We start from the raw sequence: 16,984 nt of genomic DNA on the forward strand, positions 1-16,984 counted from the left end.
TGAGGGGAGCTAAAAAATACCAAGTAGAGGTTTTTTTTAGCGATGGCATGTCCCAAACATCGTAATATTCTACCTACAGTCTAGCATATTTTTTGAAAAATGGCAAAGGGCAAGAAAAAAGAGACCAAATAAAGTACTTGGTCTCTCGTGTGATTAGCTCAATTCAGCAACGATGGCCTTGATTTGTTCTGCAGTGTGTACTCCAGCAACTTGTTTTACCACTTGGCCATCTTTCTTGAAGAGAAGGGTTGGGATAGACATGATTCCAAAAGCACGAGCTGTGTTTGGGTTTTCATCAACGTCCATTTTAACGATTTTCAAGACATCTTCTGAAAGTTCTTCAGACAATTTATCCAAGATTGGACCTTGCATACGACATGGACCACACCAAGTTGCCCAGAAGTCTACCAAGACCAAACCGTCTTTTGTTTCTTGTTCAAATGTTGCATCTGTAATTGCTTTTGCCATTGTATTTCTCCTTTTTTAATTATATTGGCTTAAATCTTGTTTCATGAGATAGAAGAAGACATCTCCATAAGTCCCATGGTAGTCCAAATCATGACCATTGTAGGTTAATTTTTGGACAGTATAGTAATCCGCGACACCGATGAGGCAGGCATGTTGAGAACGTTCAAAGTCTTGGTAAGACTCGAAAGTCATGGTTCTCTCTTGCTTGCTGGCGTCTAGGTAGGTAATTTCGATCATATAAAACTCCTTTGTTGTTCGATCTTGACTTTATTGTACTCCTTGAAAAGAGGAATGTCAAGAAAAATGATTGCGCACGCAACTTTTTTAAAAAACCTGATTAAGAAATGAAGTCAAGACTCGTTTCTAGTCTTTCTTCGACGGCCTTTTGCAGGTAAGCTAGAGTTGTCTGACCCTCGTCAGTCAGGCAGATAAAACTAGCCCGTCTATCCTGATCGCAACACCGGCGACTAAGCAAACCGCAGTTTTTCTCTTCCAGACGAGCCACCATTCGAGAAACAGCGCTTGGGCTCAGATGGAGTTTATCGGGTAAATCAATCTGGCGTAGAGATTTTTCTTGGGCCAAATCCAGATAGTAGAGCAAGTAAAACTCCTTCAAGGTCAACCTTTGTTCACTCTGCTGTGCAATAGTTTCTTCTAACAAGGCTTCCATTTCCTTTTGACGGCGGTTGTAGTCAAACCACTTTTCCAAATAGGTCATTGCTTTCTCCTTTCTTTTCAAAGTAAAAATCACAAAGTCATTACTGATTATCTTTGCAACACAAGATGATTGCGCATGCAATGATTATACTACTTTTATCTAATCCTTGCAAGAAAGAAGAATTTCAATATTTCCTTGAAATTTTCCGAAAAAAGAGTAAACTGGTATGCAAGAAGTCTATTTCGTGGAGTTTAGGATGAAATTATATGTTCAATTAATGATTCTCTTTGTGATTTCTCTAATCGGAGAGGGAATTTCTAGTTTCTTTCATCTGCCCATCCCAGGCAGTATTATCGGGTTGCTGATTCTCTTTCTAGCCCTACAATTCAAGTGGTTGAGAACCAGGCATGTCAACATGGTCGGGAATTTCTTGCTGGCCAATATGACCATTCTCTTTTTGCCGCCAGCAGTGGGAATCATGGAAAAGTTTGATGTGATTGCTCCTTATCTCTTGCCCATCGTCTTGATTGTCTTTTTTGCGGCTGTCATTAACATTATCCTCATAGCCCTAGTGGTTCAGTTTATCAAGAGACGATTTGAGGGAGATTATGAGAAAGGAGATGCCAAATGAGCGAATTTGTATCCAATCCTCTATTTGGGATTGCATTATCTATCCTAGCTTATCTAGTGGGAATGCTGATTTACAGACGTTTTCCCCATCCTTTGACAACACCCTTGCTGTTGTCGGCTATTTTTGTCATTATTTTCCTTAAGGCGACGGGGATTTCTTATCAAGATTACTACCAAGGTGGTGTCTATCTGAATAACTTGATTGTCCCATCGACCGTGGCTCTAGGAATTCCGCTTTATAAGAGTTTTCACCTGATGAAGCATCATGCTCGGAGTATTCTCTTTGGTAGTCTGTTAGCAGTAATTGTCAATACTTGCTTTACTGCCATAGTAGCGAAAATATTTGGTATGGACTTTTTCCTAGCCATTTCTCTCTTTCCCAAGTCAGTGACAACCGCCATGGCAGTGGGGATCACAGAAAAATTGCAAGGCTTGACGACCGTGACCTTGGTGGTTGTAGTAGCAACTGGGATTTTGACCAGTGTTATTGGACCAACCATTTTGAAGTGGTTGAAGATTGATGATCCAGTGGCTGTAGGGCTTTCTCTTGGAGGGACAGGTCATGCTGTCGGAACGGGAACAGCCTTTCGATACGGTTCTGTAGCAGGAGCCATGGGTGGCTTGGCTATCGGTATCACTGGTATTCTTTATGTCTTTGTCAGTCCCATTGTAGCCAGTTTGATATTGAGTTAAAGAAAAACCCAGCTTTCTAGCTGGGCATTTTTTATTGCAAGTTAACCTTGTTTTTCAAGATATAGTAGGTTCCGAGATAGTAGATAGCTGATAAAAAGAGATCGCGCAAGATTTCTGTACCAGCTATCACGTTAAAGTCATTATCAACTCTGAAGAAGAAAGTGATATAACCAATAACGATGTAAATAACGATATAGGCTAGAATCCCCATAGCTGTTCGATACTCATTAAAGAGTTGTCCGATAGAGATGGAAAGGTAAATGGATAAAATCCATGCGATCGAACCTACAAACAGTGATAGGGCATACAACCAGCCGTAGCTGAGGTAAGGGGAAATGAAGTTATAGAGGGCAGTGAAGTCTTTTTCTATTGGTGTTAAGAAGAAGATAATCAATATACTCAAGATAAAGACGATATAGCTTAAGATAGACCAGACAAGACCACCTAAAAGTTTTGCGATGATGATTTGGTGCTCAGAGACAGGCAAGGTTAGGGTTAAATACCCTTGGCGGTCATAAACGCTACCCTTGAATCTTCGGATGATTAAAAAGATTGTTGCAATCCAAAGAGTGACACTGAGTCCTCCAAAGACTAGTACTAAAAAGAAGATGAAATAAGCAGCATTGTTAGGATTGTAACTCTGGCTAAGGCTGCTAATAAAAGCTCCAATAAAAACTGAAATTGCAAGTACAGCACCGTAGAGTGCCAGATACCATTTATTGACATTTTTAAATTCATAACGAACTAGATTCCAAAACATAATAATCTCCTTTGCTTAGGCTTTAAATTCCTGGCGGAAGAGCTGGTCAATTGATTCACCTGACTCGTAACGAATATCATCAACATTTCCTTGGAGGACAACTTTTCCGTCTTTGAGGAAGATGATCTCATCTAAGATTGGCTCAATATCTGAAATCAAGTGGGTTGAAATCAGCACCGTAGAGGTCGGTGAGTAGTTATTGATGATGGTATTGAGGATATAATCACGGGCCGCCGGATCCACACCTCCGATTGGTTCGTCAAGAACGTAGAGGCGGGCTTCACGGCTCATAACCAGGATGAGTTGGACCTTTTCCTTGTTCCCTTTTGATAGTTTCTTGAGGCGACTGTTTTCATCAATACCGAGATCGGCTAAAAGGTGTTGGGCTCTTTCGAGATTGAAATCCTGATAGAAGGTTTTAAAATAGGTTAGAGCATCCTTGACCTTCATCTCTTCATTGAGATAAGTTGTGTCAGGAAGATAGGAGACGATAGCCTTGGTAGCAGGACTTGGATCCTGTCCGTTAATGAGGACACGTCCTTTATTTGGTTGAAGGAGGCCATTGATCAGTTTGATCAAGGTTGTTTTTCCGGATCCATTTGGTCCAAGGAGCCCGACAATCTTTCCGGCTGAGATCTCTAGTGAGATATTGTCAAGTGCCGCAGTTGCTCCATATGATTTTGTTACATTTTCAAGTGCTAGTAGTGTCATAGTCTTAAACTCCTTTAATATAGTCGCTTAATACATTTGGCAGTTCTTCTTTTTTGTAGCCAAATTGAAGCATGCAAGAGACGAATTGTTGCAGTTGCTCCTCGGAAAGTTGTTTGCGGGACTGAAGGATGAGATCCAAATCCTCGGTGACAAAACGACCAGTTGTCCGCTTGCTGTATACAAATCCTTCACGTTCAAGGTCAGACAAGGCGCGCTGAATGGTATTGGGATTGACTCCAGCCTCGCTCGCCAAATCTCTCACGGTAGGGAGCTGTTGGTTGGGTTCCAGTTCATGGGAAACAATCTGTAGTTTGATTTTTTCCATAATCTGTAAATAAATCGGTTTTGTATTATCAAATGACCAGGACATCATAGTCTCCTTTCTTTGTCTTTTTTGTTCTAATCAAATAATACAATAAAACAAAAAAACTTGTCAAGTAAAAATAAGAATTGTTTTGGGAATTGCTCAAAAAATGGTATAATGAAAAGAAAACGACAAGGAGGGAAATGCATGCGTTGTCCAAAATGTGGGGCTACCAAGTCTAGTGTTGTTGATAGTCGACAAGCCGAAGAAGGAAATACCATCCGTCGAAGACGTGAGTGCGACGAGTGTCAGCATCGTTTTACAACCTATGAACGAGTAGAAGAAAGAACGCTGGTTGTCGTCAAAAAAGACGGTACGCGAGAGCAGTTTTCGAGAGATAAAATCTTTAATGGGATTATCCGCTCAGCCCAGAAACGCCCTGTTTCGAGTGATGAAATCGGCATGGTGGTCAATCGCATCGAGCAAAAACTCCGTAGTCGCAGTGAGAATGAGATCCAAAGTGAGTATATTGGGTCTTTAGTCATGGAAGAATTGGCAGAGCTTGATGAGATTACCTATGTTCGTTTTGCCAGTGTTTACCGTAGCTTTAAGGATGTGAGTGAGTTGGAGAGTCTGCTCCAGCAGATCACCCAGTCCTCAAAAAAGAAAAAGGAAAAATAGATGAAGCCAAATGACCGTTTTTCTTTTCTAAAGAATAATCGGGTGTCGCAAGATACCTCTTCTCTGGTGCAGTGCTACCTCCCGATTATCGGTCAGGAGGCACTGAGCCTCTATCTATACGCCATTACCTTTTGGGATGGTGGGCAAAAGGAACACCTCTTTTCCCACATCCTCAACCACTTAAACTTTGGCATGCCGACCTTGCTTCAAGCCTTTAAAGTCTTGTCTGCCTTGGATTTGTTGACCCTTTATCAAAAGGGGGAGGTCTATGAATTACAGCTTCATTCTCCCCTTTCCAGTCAGGAATTTCTAAGTCATTCTGTCTATAGCAGATTATTAGAGAAAAAGATTGGGGATACAGCTGTTTCTGCTATGAAGCAGGCTCCAAGTGAGGGAGAAGCACTCTCTGTTTCTTTGAGCCAAGTCTTTCCAACCCTGATCGAAGAAGTGACCCCAAGCGAGTCTAAAAGCAAGTTAAAAAACGATTTTGATTTGGACCATTTCCAGCGGCTGATGGCTCGAGATGGCTTGCGTTTTGAAGACGAGCAAACGGATGTTTTGGAATTGTTTGCCATCGCAGATGAAAAAAAATGGACCTGGTTTGAAACCTATCAATTAGCTAAGGCGACAGCGGTGGCTCATGTTATTTCAGTCAAACGCATGCGTGAAAAGATAGCACAAAAACCTGCGTCTTCTAATTTTAGTCCCAAAGAAATGACCATTATCAGGGAAGCTAAAAATAAAACTCCCCTAGAATTTTTAGCCGAAATCAAGCAAACACGTAAGGGAAACATCACCCAAAGTGAAAGAGAACTCCTTCACCAGATGGCGTCTTTAGGCTTGTTGGACGAAGTCATCAATATCGTCTTGCTTTTAACCTTTAACAAGGTTGATTCGGCTAATGTCAATGAAAAATATGCCATGAAGGTCGCAAATGACTATGCTTACCAAAAAATTCGAACAGCAGAAGAAGCTGTACTTCGGATTCGAGAGCGTCAGCAAAAAGGCCAGGAAGACAAAAAATCAAAAGCTAGCTCAACTAAGACAAATGTTCCCAAGTGGAGCAATCCAGAATACAAAAATCAAACCAGTGAGGAAACTCGCCTGGAACTAGAACGCAAAAAACAAGAAATGTTAGCCCGATTAGAAGAAGGAGGAGACTAGATGGAAAGTGTTGGTGATGTAATCAAACGTCAGACAAGTCGTTTCCAGTATCAGGACTTGGTCCAGCAGATCATGAAGGACCCCGATGTAGCGGCTTTTATCCAGAAAGAATCCCTCAGCCAAGAGGAGTTGAATCGTAGCATCTCCAAGTTCAACCAATATATCACAGAACGGGACAAGTTTCTTCGTGGGGATGCGGACTATATAGCGCGTGGCTACAAGCCCATCTTGGTTATGAATCACGGATATGCGGATGTGTCTTATGAAGAAACACCAGAACTAATCGCGGCAGAAAAAGAGGCTGCAATTAAGAATCGTCTTAAGTTGATCAATCTACCAGCCAGTCTCAAGAAAGCGAAGTTGGCTCAGATTGACCTGGATGATCTAGGACGCTTGCCAATTTTTGAGAGACTCTATTCCTTTGTTGACCTTTACCCGAGCATCCGAAAGGGCCTCTATCTTTACGGAGATTTTGGTGTCGGTAAGAGTTTCATGATGGCGGCCCTGGCTCACGACCTATCTGAAAAACGTGGTGCTTCAACAACCATTCTCCACTATCCAAGTTTTGTCATTGATGTAAAAAATGCTATCGGTGAAGGATCTGTAAAGACCTTGGTTGATGAGATCAAGTTAGCAGAAGTCTTGGTCTTGGATGATATTGGTGCAGAACAGTCGACCCCTTGGGTGCGTGATGAGATTCTCCAAGTTATTCTCCAGTATCGTATGCAGGAAGATTTGCCGACCTTCTTTACTTCCAACTTTAATTTCCAAGATTTGGAAAAACATTTTGCCAAAGGAAAGAATGGAAATGATGAGACTTGGGAAGCTAGACGGGTTATGGAACGAATCCGTTATTTGGCTGAGGAGACAAGACTAGAAGGAGAAAATCGCCGATGACAGAAACCATTAAACTGATGAAAGCTCATACTTCAGTTCGTCGCTTTAAGGAGCAAGAGATTCCTCAAGAGCATTTAAATGAAATCTTGACTGCTGCTCAAATGGCGTCGTCTTGGAAAAATTTCCAATCCTACTCTGTGATTCTTGTACGCAGTCAAGAGAAGAAAGACGCTTTATATGAATTGGTTCCTCAGGAAGCCATTCGCCAGTCAGCTGCTTTCCTGCTTTTTGTCGGTGATTTGAACCGAGCTGAAAAGGGAGCAAGCCTTCATACGGACACTTTCCAACCTCAAGGAGTGGAAGGCCTCCTTATCACGTCTGTAGACGCAGCACTTGCTGGGCAAAATACCTTGCTTGCGGCTGAGAGTCTGGGATATGGTGGTGTTATCATCGGTTTGGTCCGTTACAAGTCGGAAGAAGTGGCAGAGCTTTTTAACTTGCCTGACTATACCTACCCTGTTTTTGGGATTGCCCTCGGTGTGCCAAATCAACAACATGATGTCAAACCAAGACTGCCTTTGAACCAAGTGGTATTTGAAGAAGAATACCAAGAACAGCCAGTTGAAGCGATTTTGGACTATGACCAAGTACAAGCAGACTATGCTGGTGCGCGTGCGACGACCTCTTGGAGTCAGCGTTTGGCAGAGCAGTTTGGCCAAGCCGAACCTAGTTCAACTCGGAAGAATCTAGAACAGAAAAAGTTATTTTAGAAAGTGAGAAAACATGGCCTTACCAACTATTGCCATTGTGGGACGTCCCAATGTTGGGAAATCAACCCTATTTAATCGGATCGCTGGTGAGCGGATCTCAATCGTAGAAGATGTCGAGGGTGTGACACGTGACCGTATCTATGCAACGGGTGAGTGGCTCAACCGTTCCTTTAGTATGATTGATACAGGAGGGATTGACGACGTCGATGCTCCCTTCATGGAGCAAATCAAACACCAGGCAGAAATCGCTATGGAAGAAGCTGATGTCATCGTTTTTGTGGTGTCTGGGAAAGAAGGGATTACAGATGCGGACGAGTACGTAGCTCGTAAACTTTATAAGACCCATAAACCTGTTATCCTTGCCGTTAACAAGGTTGACAACCCAGAAATGCGAAATGATATTTTTGATTTCTATGCGCTAGGATTGGGCGAACCGCTGCCAATTTCGTCTGTCCACGGTATTGGTACGGGTGATGTGCTGGATGCCATTGTGGAAAATCTACCACACGAAGTCGAAGAAGAAAATCCAGATGTCATTAAATTCAGCTTAATTGGCCGTCCTAACGTTGGAAAATCAAGTTTGATTAACGCTATTTTGGGAGAAGACCGCGTGATTGCTAGTCCAGTAGCTGGAACAACGCGTGATGCCATTGATACCCACTTTACAGATGCTGATGGACAAGAGTTCACCATGATTGATACAGCTGGTATGCGTAAGTCTGGTAAAGTCTATGAAAATACGGAGAAATATTCTGTTATGCGTGCCATGCGTGCCATTGACCGTTCTGACGTGGTCTTGATGGTCCTCAATGCCGAAGAAGGTATCCGTGAGTACGACAAGCGTATCGCAGGTTTTGCCCACGAAGCCGGTAAAGGGATGATTATCGTGGTCAATAAGTGGGATACTCTTGAGAAAGACAACCACACCATGAAAAAATGGGAAGAGGATATCCGTGAGCAGTTCCAATACCTGCCATACGCACCGATTGTCTTTGTGTCTGCTCTGACCAAGCAACGTCTTCACAAATTGCCTGAGATGATCAAGCAAATCAGTGAAAGTCAAAACACTCGGATTCCATCAGCTGTCTTAAACGATGTCATCATGGATGCCATTGCTATCAATCCAACACCGACAGACAAAGGAAAACGCCTCAAGATTTTCTACGCAACCCAAGTGGCAACCAAGCCACCAACCTTTGTCATCTTTGTCAATGAAGAAGAACTCATGCACTTCTCTTACCTGCGTTTCTTAGAAAATCAAATTCGCAAGGCCTTTGTCTTTGAAGGAACCCCGATTCACTTGATTGCAAGAAAACGTAAGTAAGCCTTGCTTATTTTTCAATAAGAATAACTGAAAAGAAGACTAGTCTGTCTTCTTTTTTCTATAAAGTAGGTGAAAAAAATCCTGTCAAATCGAAGGAAAAATCTGTCATCAAAATTCAATCATTTTCCTAGCTTTTGTAATCTATTTGTAATGAAAATGCACTTTCTTTGTAAAAATCAAAATGCTATAATTCCTTAAATCAATTTTCCTTTATCAGGGAGGGAGGTTATTATGAAAAAAAGCAGATTATTTAAACATAGTTTGTTAGTTCGCTTGCTTGGATTGCTGATGGTCTTTCTCTTCTTGTCAGCATTCACAGCACCTGAAAAACCAGAGTACGGGATCTATGACCCGGATCATTATTTAACGGATGAGACTATAAGTCAGATACGAGAATTGAATAATGTCAATAGTAAAAAATCAGAAAAATTCCAAATGGGCGTTTACGTTGTGAAAAGCCTGGATGGAGAAACAATCGAAACTGTAGCTAACGAAACAGCTAGAGCTTGGAAGATTGGCTACTCGGGCGACAACAACGGAGCCTTGATTGTGGTAGCGGTTCAAGATAGAAAATCACGGATTGAAACCAGTAATAATGTGGCCAGTAAGATCACGGACTATCAGACTCACAGGTTCTTGACAACAGCACGCCCTTACTTTAAAAATGGTGACTATAACAAGGGTGTTCTCTCAATAGTCAATAATCTCAACTACATCTTCTATAGTGGATCGAGTACACCTTCTTCCAGTTCTAAAAGTAGTTATGACTATGCTACTAATTCTAGTCGTCTAAGAGAAATTGAAAAGTATACCGCTGGGAGTCAATCTTCGAAACGGCATCGAAAAAGCAGTTCGAGTGACGGAGTTATCGGATTTGGAATTCTCATTTACTTCATCGTTATGATCATCGGATTTATATCTGGAGGTCGTGGTGGCGGTTCACACGGCGATGATTCTGGCGGTGGCTGGTGGAGCGGTGACTCATCAGATTCAGGATCCTCTTGGTCTGACTCGGGCTCCGACTCATCTGGTGGCTGGGACGGCGGTGGCTTTGATGGCGGTGGTTCGTCTGATGACTGGTGAGTGATTGTATATTGATCAAACCAATTTCTCCATGCTGTAAGGTGACTCCTTTGCAAGAGTTCACTGCTTCATTAAAAATAAAAACAAAGTTTGGGAAATTGATTTAAAATCTGAGTATTTTCTCAGAAAAGTTGATAAAAGAAAGTGTTAAGGTTTTGATATGAAACAAAATAAAGTAATTCTCTCTATAGTGGCGATTTTCTTTGGACTACTAGTTTTGGGAAGTTGTTCGGCTGTAACGACCTATAATGGTCTGGTTGGTGAACAGACTAAAGTGGAGCAGGCTCAGGCCGATGTCTCGACAGCCCTCCAACGTCGTTCGGACTTGATTGGTAACTTGGTGGAGTCCGTTAAAGGACAAATGAATCATGAAACCGAAGTCTTTACCAAGATTGCGGATGCTAGAGCTAAAATCGGTAGTAGCTCAGTAACTTCGGAAGAAAACCAAAAGGCTCAGGGAGAATTGAGCTCTGCTCTTTCCCGCTTGATTTCCTTGACGGAGAATTATCCAGAACTCAAGAGCAATCAAAATGTTGAGCAACTAATGGTCGAACTTTCAGGAAGTGAAAATCGTATCTTTGTAGCACGCAAGGATTATAATAAAGTCGCAGCCGAGTACAATCAAAAGTTGAGAAGTTTTCCAACCGTGCTTTTTGCGAATATGATGAACTTTAAAGAAGCTGAAACCTTCAAGGAAACAGAAGAAGCCAAGACAGTTCCTAAGGTCGATTTTGGAACATCTTCATCCAGTCAATAAAGTGAATCAGCCTATGAATAAAGGAATTTCTCTAGTATGACTAGTGATTTCAAACCGAACCTGGAAAGCTTTTTCCAGGTTTTTTTGGTATAATAAAAGGGAAGAGACAGTGACTCAAATGGAGGTTTGCTATGGAGAAAACAAAAGCCTTTCTTGAAGCGCACTACAAGAGATATATCCTTACGATTTGTCTTCTCTGGTTCCTCATGTTTTTTCTTCCTTGGGATTGGCAAATAGGAGGAGTTTCAGTATATTATTTCGTTATGAGAAAACTCTTTGTGGTTTTTGGTGTTTTATCTATCCTATACTCCGTGCTGATTAAAAAATTCAGTCTTCTCATCTTTGGAATTATCTTTTGCTTGGCCTTCTGGATCAATCTCTTTTGGTATTTTGGGATATTGCCTGTATTCTTGGGAAATTAAACATTAAAAAATAAAGGACTAGACTAGCTTCTAGTCCTTTTTTCTTTCTTGTTAAAATAGTTGGAGATATGAAAATAATTTTGTTGACGGGCTGTCTGTATGATATAATAAGTCCCGTAAAATGAAGATTAAGGGATTTGAAAAATGGCTAAAAAAGTAAAAGATTATTATGACTTGGCTTATGCTAGGGATTTGAGTCGACGGTTGAAAGAAGCGTCCCCTGCATTTGATGAGCGAAAGTTTAGGTTGTTGGTAGAAAAAGACTTGGAAGAGTTGGAGTTTAGCCAGCGTCAAGAACTCTTGGCTAAAAGTATCAAAGATTGCCTTCCCCTATCCTATGAGGGCTCTCTCAAGGTTTTTGAGAAAATTTTGGGTCCTGAGTTAGAGGGTGGTTTAGGTATGTTCTCAGAAGGATATTGGCTTTGGCCAATCGGAAAATATGTAGAGCTATATGGGGACAAGGAATTTGAATTGAGCGCGGCCTTTAGTAAGGAACTAACCAAGCGATTTACTGGAGAATTTTCTATGAGACCTTTGCTGGCTCGCTATCCTAAGGCTACAATGACTTTGCTATTAGAATGGAGTCGGGATGAAAATTTGCGTGTTCGTAGACTTGCCAGCGAATGCATGCGTATCCGTCTGCCTTGGGCTAAGAGACAAACCGTGGTGTTAGATTATCTTGAGGATTTCATCACGATTCTGACCAATCTGAAGGATGATGGAGACAAGTCCATTCAAAAAAGCGTAGCCAACAATCTAAATGATTTATACAAGGAAGCACCTGATATGTTTGAAAGGATACTTCAAACTTGGCAAAAGGAGAAGCTAAGTCCAAGTTGTGCCTGGATCATCAAGCACGCCTCACGAACAAAAAACAAAAAAATAGCAACAGAAGATTTATGTAAAAAAAGCTGAATTTTGACTGGTCTTTTCCGTTGTAAATTAAGGATTCTTTCTTGAAAAATAATAGTAAATATGCTAAAATGAAAAGAACATTCTAAAATATTCAGAATAAAAAGTAAGGAAAATCATGGCTAATATTTTAAAAACGATTATTGAAAATGATAAAGGAGAACTTCGTCGTCTGGAAAAGATGGCTGATAAGGTTCTTAACTATGAGAGCCAAATGGCTGCGATGTCAGACGATGAGCTAAAAGCAAAAACTGACGAATTTAAAGAACGTTACAACAAGGGTGAATCACTTGATTCATTGCTATATGAGGCTTTTGCAGTAGTTCGTGAAGCTGCAAAACGTGTCCTTGGGCTCTTCCCTTATAAGGTTCAGGTCATGGGTGGGATTGTTCTTCACCATGGTGACGTTCCAGAGATGCGTACGGGTGAAGGGAAGACCTTGACAGCGACCATGCCAGTGTACCTCAATGCCCTTGCAGGTAAAGGAGTTCACGTAGTTACAGTCAACGAATACCTAACAGAACGTGACGCGACTGAAATGGGTGAATTGTACTCATGGCTCGGTCTGTCAGTAGGGATTAACTTGGCAGCTAAATCTCCAATGGAGAAAAAAGAGGCTTACCTTTGTGATATTACCTATTCAACCAACTCAGAGATTGGTTTCGACTACCTTCGTGATAACATGGTCGTTCGTGCAGAAAACATGGTGCAACGTCCACTCAATTATGCCTTGGTCGATGAGGTTGACTCAATTTTGATCGACGAAGCTCGTACACCATTGATAGTTTCAGGCGCCAATGCAGTTGAAACAAGCCAACTCTACCATATGGCGGACCACTTCGTGAAATCTTTGGACAAGGACGACTATATCATTGACGTTCAGTCTAAGACGATCGGTTTGTCAGACTCTGGTATTGACAAGGCAGAAAGCTACTTCAAACTAGAAAATCTCTACGACATTGAAAATGTAGCTCTTACTCACTTTATCGACAATGCCCTCCGTGCCAATTATATCATGATTCTTGATATCGACTATGTGGTTAGTGAAGAGCAGGAAATTTTGATCGTCGACCAATTTACAGGTCGTACCATGGAAGGTCGTCGTTACTCTGATGGTTTGCACCAAGCGATTGAAGCAAAAGAAGGTGTGCCAATCCAAGACGAGACCAAGACTTCAGCTTCTATTACCTACCAAAACCTCTTCCGTATGTATAAGAAATTGGCAGGTATGACAGGTACTGGTAAAACAGAAGAAGAAGAATTCCGCGAAATTTACAACATTCGTGTTATCCCAATCCCAACCAACCGTCCAATTCAACGTATCGACCACTCAGACCTTCTCTATGCAAGTCTTGATGCGAAATTTAAGGCTGTAGTTGAAGATGTAAAAGCTCGTTACCAAAAAGGTCAGCCGGTCTTGGTAGGTACAGTTGCCGTTGAAACAAGTGATTTCCTTTCTAAGAAATTGGTAGCAGCAGGTGTTCCTCACGAAGTCTTGAATGCGAAGAACCACTACAGAGAAGCGCAAATCATCATGAACGCTGGTCAACGTGGCGCAATTACCATCGCAACCAACATGGCCGGTCGTGGTACCGATATCAAGCTTGGTGAAGGGGTTCGTGAACTTGGTGGACTTTGCGTCATTGGTACAGAACGTCACGAAAGTCGCCGTATTGATAACCAGCTTCGTGGACGTTCAGGACGTCAAGGAGACCCAGGTGAGTCACAATTCTACTTGTCTCTTGAAGATGATTTGATGAAACGTTTCGGTTCAGAACGTTTGAAAGGTGTCTTTGAACGTCTCAACATGTCTGATGAAGCTATCGAATCTCGCATGTTGACGCGTCAGGTTGAAGCAGCTCAAAAACGTGTCGAAGGAAACAACTACGACACTCGTAAACAAGTCCTTCAATACGATGACGTTATGCGTGAACAACGTGAGATCATCTATGCACAACGTTATGATGTCATTACAGCAGACCGTGACTTGGCACCAGAGATCCATGCTATGATTCGTCGAACCATTGGACGTATCGTGGATGCACATGCTCGTTCTAAGGAAGATGAAAAATTGGAAGCAATCTTGAACTTTGCTAAGTATAACTTGCTTCCAGAAGATTCAATTAGCCGTTCAGATCTTGCAGGTCTGTCAGACCAAGCTATTAAAGATGAACTTTACCAACGTGCCTTGAAAGTCTATGATAGCCAAGTTGCTAAGCTTCGTGACGAAGATGCAGTGAAAGAATTCCAAAAAGTCTTGATTCTACGTGTTGTAGACAACAAGTGGACAGATCATATCGATGCCCTTGACCAGTTGCGAAATGCTGTTGGTCTTCGTGGATATGCCCAAAACAATCCTGTTGTAGAATATCAGGCAGAAGGTTTCCGCATGTTTAACGACATGATTGGATCGATTGAATTCGATGTGACCCGCTTGATGATGAAAGCACAAATCCATGAACAAGAACGTCCGCAAACTGAACACAATATCAGTACAACTGCGACTCGTAATATCGCAGCGCAGCAGGCAAGCCTTCCAGAAGATTTGGACTTGAGCCAAATCGGACGAAACGACCAATGCCCATGTGGATCAGGTAAGAAATTCAAGAACTGTCATGGTAAGCGACAATAATATGAGATAAGATACAGGCGGATACCTGGTAAAAATCATTTTTTGCTTGGTGTCCGTTTGCTTTATAAGGAGATGAATCATGGTATTTAAAGCTAAGAGTCCTAAAATTAACATTGAAGAAGTTCGCGCCTTGTCTAAATTAGAGGGAGCGGCTCTTGCGAGAAAAAATCAGCGTGATCAGGAATTGGAAGCCATCATCCGTGGGGAAGACCAGCGTATTCTCTTGGTGATTGGACCATGTTCATCTGATAATGAAGAGGCGGTTCTCGAGTATGCCAAGCGTCTATCTGCTTTGCAAGAAGAGGTCAAAGACCGTATTTTTATGGTCATGCGTGTCTATACAGCTAAACCTCGTACCAATGGAGATGGCTATAAGGGCTTGATTCATCAACCGAATGCGACAGAAGCTCCTAGCTTGATCAATGGAATCAAGGCTGTTCGTCAGCTACACTACCGTGTGATTACCGAGACGGGAATGACAACAGCTGATGAGATGCTTTATCCTGAAAATCTTCCGCTGGTGGATGATTTGATTTCTTATATGGCTGTTGGAGCTCGTTCTGTAGAGGATCAACAGCACCGTTTTGTAGCGAGCGGAGCAGATTTCTCAACAGGATTTAAAAATCCAACATCTGGAAATCTCAATGTTATGTTTAACGGGATTTATGCAGCGCAAAATAAACAGAGTTTCCTTTTTCTCGGTAAAGAGGTGGAAACAACAGGGAATCCATTGTCCCACGCCATTCTTCGCGGAGCCTTGAATGAATACGGGAAAAATATTCCTAACTACTACTATGACAATTTGATGGATACCATTGCCCAGTATGAACAGATGGGCTTGGAAAATCCCTTTATCATCATTGATACCAATCATGACAATTCAGGCAAGCAGTACATGGATCAAATCCGTATCGTTCGTCAGACCTTGATTAACCGTGACTGGAATGAGAAAATCAAGAAATACGTTCGTGGTTTTATGATTGAATCCTATCTAGAAGATGGACGTCAAAATGAACCAGAAGTTTTTGGTAAGTCCATTACAGATCCGTGTCTCGGATGGGACAACACAGAAGCGCTTGTTCGCGAAATTTACCAAACGCTAGGAGAGTAAGATGGCATTTATCGAAAAAGGTCAAGAAATTGATATCGAAGCAATCAAGGCTGCGACCCAGTTGTCACCTGAACCCTTGCGAAAGAAAGAAGCCCGCGATAGAGAGTTGGCTGCCATCATCTCGGGTGAGGACGACCGAATCCTTTTGGTGATGGGACCGTGTTCTTCAGATAATGAAGAAGCTGTGCTCGAATATGCTCGCCGCTTAGCAGACTTACAGAAAAAAGTTGCGGATAAAATTTTTATCGTGATGCGTGTCTATACGGCTAAACCTCGTACCAATGGAGATGGCTATAAGGGTTTGGTTCATCAGCCGGATACTTCTAAAGCTCCAAGCTTGATTAATGGCATCCAAGCTGTTCGTCAGCTACACTACCGTGTGATTACCGAGACGGGCTTGACGACAGCTGATGAGATGCTTTATCCGTCAAATCTCGTTTTGATTGATGATCTAGTCAGCTACCATGCTGTAGGGGCTCGTTCAGTGGAAGACCAGGAACACCGTTTTGTAGCGTCTGGGATTGATGCTCCAGTTGGGATGAAAAATCCAACATCTGGAAATCTCGGGGTCATGTTTAATGCTATCTATGCAGCTCAAAATAAGCAAACTTTCCTTTACCACGGTCAAGAAGTGGAGACTTCAGGAAATCCTTTGGCCCACGTTATCCTTCGTGGCGCCATGAACGAATATGGTAAAAATGAACCCAATTTCTACTATGAAACCCTCTTAAATGCCATCAATCGTTATGAGACCATGGGACTTGAAAATCCCTTTATTATCATCGATACCAATCATGACAATTCTGGCAAGCAGTATATGGAACAAATTCGCATTGTTCGTCAAGCCTTGCTGAATCGTGACTGGAATGAAAAGATTAAAAAGACGGTTCGAGGCTTTATGATTGAATCTTACCTAGCAGACGGTCGCCAAAATCAACCAGAGGTCTTTGGCTGCTCCATAACCGACCCTTGTCTAGGCTGGGAAAATACAGTAACCTTGGTAGAAGAAATTTATACTACCTTAACAAAATAAGTGAAAAGGATGGAGTTGGGGGAATCTCAGCTCC

The 16,984-nt window shown here is 42.0% G+C and carries 20 protein-coding genes; 14 read left to right on the forward strand and 6 right to left on the reverse strand.

The window, feature by feature from the left end:
- Positions 1-153: 153 nt before the first annotated feature.
- From trxA to ACLV7H_RS02755, 3 genes are all read right to left on the reverse strand, one after another.
- Positions 154-468 (reverse strand): thioredoxin, encoded by a 315-nt coding sequence (gene trxA, locus ACLV7H_RS02745; RefSeq protein WP_001029581.1) that lies wholly within the window; start codon positions 466-468, stop codon positions 154-156.
- A 15-nt stretch (positions 469-483) separates the two neighbouring features.
- Positions 484-705 carry a DUF4649 family protein gene (locus ACLV7H_RS02750; protein WP_000570263.1) on the reverse strand — a complete coding sequence of 74 codons (222 nt, stop codon included), beginning with the start codon at positions 703-705 and terminating at the stop codon, positions 484-486.
- Between the two features lie 100 nt (positions 706-805).
- Positions 806-1,186, reverse strand: a complete 381-nt coding sequence (locus ACLV7H_RS02755; protein ID WP_044020363.1) for a MarR family winged helix-turn-helix transcriptional regulator — start codon at positions 1,184-1,186, stop codon at positions 806-808.
- 196 nt (positions 1,187-1,382) lie between these two features.
- Between ACLV7H_RS02755 and ACLV7H_RS02760 the strand changes: the two genes are divergently transcribed.
- Both ACLV7H_RS02760 and ACLV7H_RS02765 read left to right on the forward strand, forming a co-directional pair.
- Positions 1,383-1,757 carry a CidA/LrgA family protein gene (locus ACLV7H_RS02760; protein WP_045592508.1) on the forward strand — a complete coding sequence of 125 codons (375 nt, stop codon included), beginning with the start codon at positions 1,383-1,385 and terminating at the stop codon, positions 1,755-1,757.
- Complete coding sequence (locus ACLV7H_RS02765; protein ID WP_045592507.1) at positions 1,754-2,449, forward strand: LrgB family protein; 696 nt, start codon at positions 1,754-1,756, stop codon at positions 2,447-2,449. The genes ACLV7H_RS02760 and ACLV7H_RS02765 overlap by 4 nt, the downstream gene beginning before the upstream one ends.
- A gap of 31 nt (positions 2,450-2,480) precedes the next feature.
- Here the strand turns inward: ACLV7H_RS02765 and ACLV7H_RS02770 are convergent, their stop codons facing one another.
- From ACLV7H_RS02770 to ACLV7H_RS02780, 3 genes are read right to left on the reverse strand one after another with little or no spacing between them, the layout of a single operon-like run.
- Positions 2,481-3,209 (reverse strand): hypothetical protein, encoded by a 729-nt coding sequence (locus ACLV7H_RS02770; protein WP_411866289.1) that lies wholly within the window; start codon positions 3,207-3,209, stop codon positions 2,481-2,483.
- A gap of 15 nt (positions 3,210-3,224) precedes the next feature.
- The gene (locus tag ACLV7H_RS02775) at positions 3,225-3,920 is read right to left on the reverse strand and encodes an ABC transporter ATP-binding protein (RefSeq protein WP_045592504.1); all 696 of its coding nucleotides are present in this window, start codon (positions 3,918-3,920) and stop codon (positions 3,225-3,227) included.
- Between the two features lie 4 nt (positions 3,921-3,924).
- Complete coding sequence (locus ACLV7H_RS02780; protein ID WP_000119117.1) at positions 3,925-4,290, reverse strand: GntR family transcriptional regulator; 366 nt, start codon at positions 4,288-4,290, stop codon at positions 3,925-3,927.
- A 141-nt stretch (positions 4,291-4,431) separates the two neighbouring features.
- Here ACLV7H_RS02780 and nrdR point away from each other — a divergent pair, with 141 nt between their 5' ends.
- The 12 genes from nrdR (at position 4,432) to ACLV7H_RS02840 (ending at position 16,950) form a co-directional block, all read left to right on the forward strand.
- The gene (gene nrdR / locus ACLV7H_RS02785; RefSeq protein WP_001203676.1) at positions 4,432-4,905 is read left to right on the forward strand and encodes a transcriptional regulator NrdR; all 474 of its coding nucleotides are present in this window, start codon (positions 4,432-4,434) and stop codon (positions 4,903-4,905) included.
- On the forward strand, positions 4,906-6,069 hold the full coding sequence (locus ACLV7H_RS02790; RefSeq protein WP_411866290.1) for a DnaD domain protein: 1,164 nt from the start codon (positions 4,906-4,908) through the stop codon (positions 6,067-6,069).
- A complete protein-coding gene (gene dnaI / locus ACLV7H_RS02795; RefSeq protein WP_411866291.1) occupies positions 6,070-6,966 on the forward strand; it encodes a primosomal protein DnaI in 897 nt (298 codons plus the stop codon). It abuts the gene before it with no gap.
- Positions 6,963-7,676: an NADPH-dependent oxidoreductase gene (locus ACLV7H_RS02800; protein ID WP_045592499.1), complete on the forward strand. Its 714-nt coding sequence runs from the start codon at positions 6,963-6,965 to the stop codon at positions 7,674-7,676. Before dnaI ends, ACLV7H_RS02800 begins: the two co-directional genes overlap by 4 nt.
- Before the next feature lie 13 nt (positions 7,677-7,689).
- Positions 7,690-9,000: a ribosome biogenesis GTPase Der gene (gene der / locus ACLV7H_RS02805; protein WP_001207684.1), complete on the forward strand. Its 1,311-nt coding sequence runs from the start codon at positions 7,690-7,692 to the stop codon at positions 8,998-9,000.
- A 231-nt stretch (positions 9,001-9,231) separates the two neighbouring features.
- Positions 9,232-10,083 (forward strand): TPM domain-containing protein, encoded by an 852-nt coding sequence (locus tag ACLV7H_RS02810; RefSeq protein ID WP_411866292.1) that lies wholly within the window; start codon positions 9,232-9,234, stop codon positions 10,081-10,083.
- A gap of 160 nt (positions 10,084-10,243) precedes the next feature.
- On the forward strand, positions 10,244-10,840 hold the full coding sequence (locus tag ACLV7H_RS02815; RefSeq protein ID WP_000812473.1) for a LemA family protein: 597 nt from the start codon (positions 10,244-10,246) through the stop codon (positions 10,838-10,840).
- Positions 10,841-10,971: 131 nt separating this feature from the next.
- Positions 10,972-11,262, forward strand: a complete 291-nt coding sequence (locus ACLV7H_RS02820; RefSeq protein ID WP_000415959.1) for a hypothetical protein — start codon at positions 10,972-10,974, stop codon at positions 11,260-11,262.
- Positions 11,263-11,406: 144 nt separating this feature from the next.
- Positions 11,407-12,177: a DNA alkylation repair protein gene (locus tag ACLV7H_RS02825; protein WP_411866293.1), complete on the forward strand. Its 771-nt coding sequence runs from the start codon at positions 11,407-11,409 to the stop codon at positions 12,175-12,177.
- Positions 12,178-12,292: 115 nt separating this feature from the next.
- A complete protein-coding gene (gene secA, locus ACLV7H_RS02830; RefSeq protein WP_411866294.1) occupies positions 12,293-14,806 on the forward strand; it encodes a preprotein translocase subunit SecA in 2,514 nt (837 codons plus the stop codon).
- A gap of 79 nt (positions 14,807-14,885) precedes the next feature.
- Positions 14,886-15,917 carry a 3-deoxy-7-phosphoheptulonate synthase gene (locus tag ACLV7H_RS02835; RefSeq protein ID WP_411866295.1) on the forward strand — a complete coding sequence of 344 codons (1,032 nt, stop codon included), beginning with the start codon at positions 14,886-14,888 and terminating at the stop codon, positions 15,915-15,917.
- Between the two features lies 1 nt (position 15,918).
- The gene (locus tag ACLV7H_RS02840; RefSeq protein ID WP_411866296.1) at positions 15,919-16,950 is read left to right on the forward strand and encodes a 3-deoxy-7-phosphoheptulonate synthase; all 1,032 of its coding nucleotides are present in this window, start codon (positions 15,919-15,921) and stop codon (positions 16,948-16,950) included.
- Positions 16,951-16,984: the final 34 nt, after the last annotated feature.

The organism is Streptococcus oralis, assembly GCF_965111685.1.
GTDB lineage: Bacteria > Bacillota > Bacilli > Lactobacillales > Streptococcaceae > Streptococcus > Streptococcus oralis_B.

Bases quoted from the DNA above. Each gene is read 5' to 3' on its own strand.
- ACLV7H_RS02790 (WP_411866290.1), top strand. From the start codon at position 4,906: ATGAAGCCAAATGACCGTTTTTCTTTTCTAAAGAATAATCGGGTGTCG.
- ACLV7H_RS02780 (WP_000119117.1), bottom strand. From the start codon at position 4,290: ATGTCCTGGTCATTTGATAATACAAAACCGATTTATTTACAGATTATG.
- dnaI (WP_411866291.1), top strand. From the start codon at position 6,070: ATGGAAAGTGTTGGTGATGTAATCAAACGTCAGACAAGTCGTTTCCAG.
- ACLV7H_RS02800 (WP_045592499.1), top strand. From the start codon at position 6,963: ATGACAGAAACCATTAAACTGATGAAAGCTCATACTTCAGTTCGTCGC.
- ACLV7H_RS02825 (WP_411866293.1), top strand. From the start codon at position 11,407: ATGGCTAAAAAAGTAAAAGATTATTATGACTTGGCTTATGCTAGGGAT.
- ACLV7H_RS02810 (WP_411866292.1), top strand. From the start codon at position 9,232: ATGAAAAAAAGCAGATTATTTAAACATAGTTTGTTAGTTCGCTTGCTT.
- ACLV7H_RS02835 (WP_411866295.1), top strand. From the start codon at position 14,886: ATGGTATTTAAAGCTAAGAGTCCTAAAATTAACATTGAAGAAGTTCGC.
- nrdR (WP_001203676.1), top strand. From the start codon at position 4,432: ATGCGTTGTCCAAAATGTGGGGCTACCAAGTCTAGTGTTGTTGATAGT.
- der (WP_001207684.1), top strand. From the start codon at position 7,690: ATGGCCTTACCAACTATTGCCATTGTGGGACGTCCCAATGTTGGGAAA.
- ACLV7H_RS02820 (WP_000415959.1), top strand. From the start codon at position 10,972: ATGGAGAAAACAAAAGCCTTTCTTGAAGCGCACTACAAGAGATATATC.
- ACLV7H_RS02770 (WP_411866289.1), bottom strand. From the start codon at position 3,209: ATGTTTTGGAATCTAGTTCGTTATGAATTTAAAAATGTCAATAAATGG.
- trxA (WP_001029581.1), bottom strand. From the start codon at position 468: ATGGCAAAAGCAATTACAGATGCAACATTTGAACAAGAAACAAAAGAC.
- ACLV7H_RS02765 (WP_045592507.1), top strand. From the start codon at position 1,754: ATGAGCGAATTTGTATCCAATCCTCTATTTGGGATTGCATTATCTATC.
- ACLV7H_RS02760 (WP_045592508.1), top strand. From the start codon at position 1,383: ATGAAATTATATGTTCAATTAATGATTCTCTTTGTGATTTCTCTAATC.
- ACLV7H_RS02775 (WP_045592504.1), bottom strand. From the start codon at position 3,920: ATGACACTACTAGCACTTGAAAATGTAACAAAATCATATGGAGCAACT.
- ACLV7H_RS02840 (WP_411866296.1), top strand. From the start codon at position 15,919: ATGGCATTTATCGAAAAAGGTCAAGAAATTGATATCGAAGCAATCAAG.
- ACLV7H_RS02815 (WP_000812473.1), top strand. From the start codon at position 10,244: ATGAAACAAAATAAAGTAATTCTCTCTATAGTGGCGATTTTCTTTGGA.
- ACLV7H_RS02750 (WP_000570263.1), bottom strand. From the start codon at position 705: ATGATCGAAATTACCTACCTAGACGCCAGCAAGCAAGAGAGAACCATG.
- secA (WP_411866294.1), top strand. From the start codon at position 12,293: ATGGCTAATATTTTAAAAACGATTATTGAAAATGATAAAGGAGAACTT.
- ACLV7H_RS02755 (WP_044020363.1), bottom strand. From the start codon at position 1,186: ATGACCTATTTGGAAAAGTGGTTTGACTACAACCGCCGTCAAAAGGAA.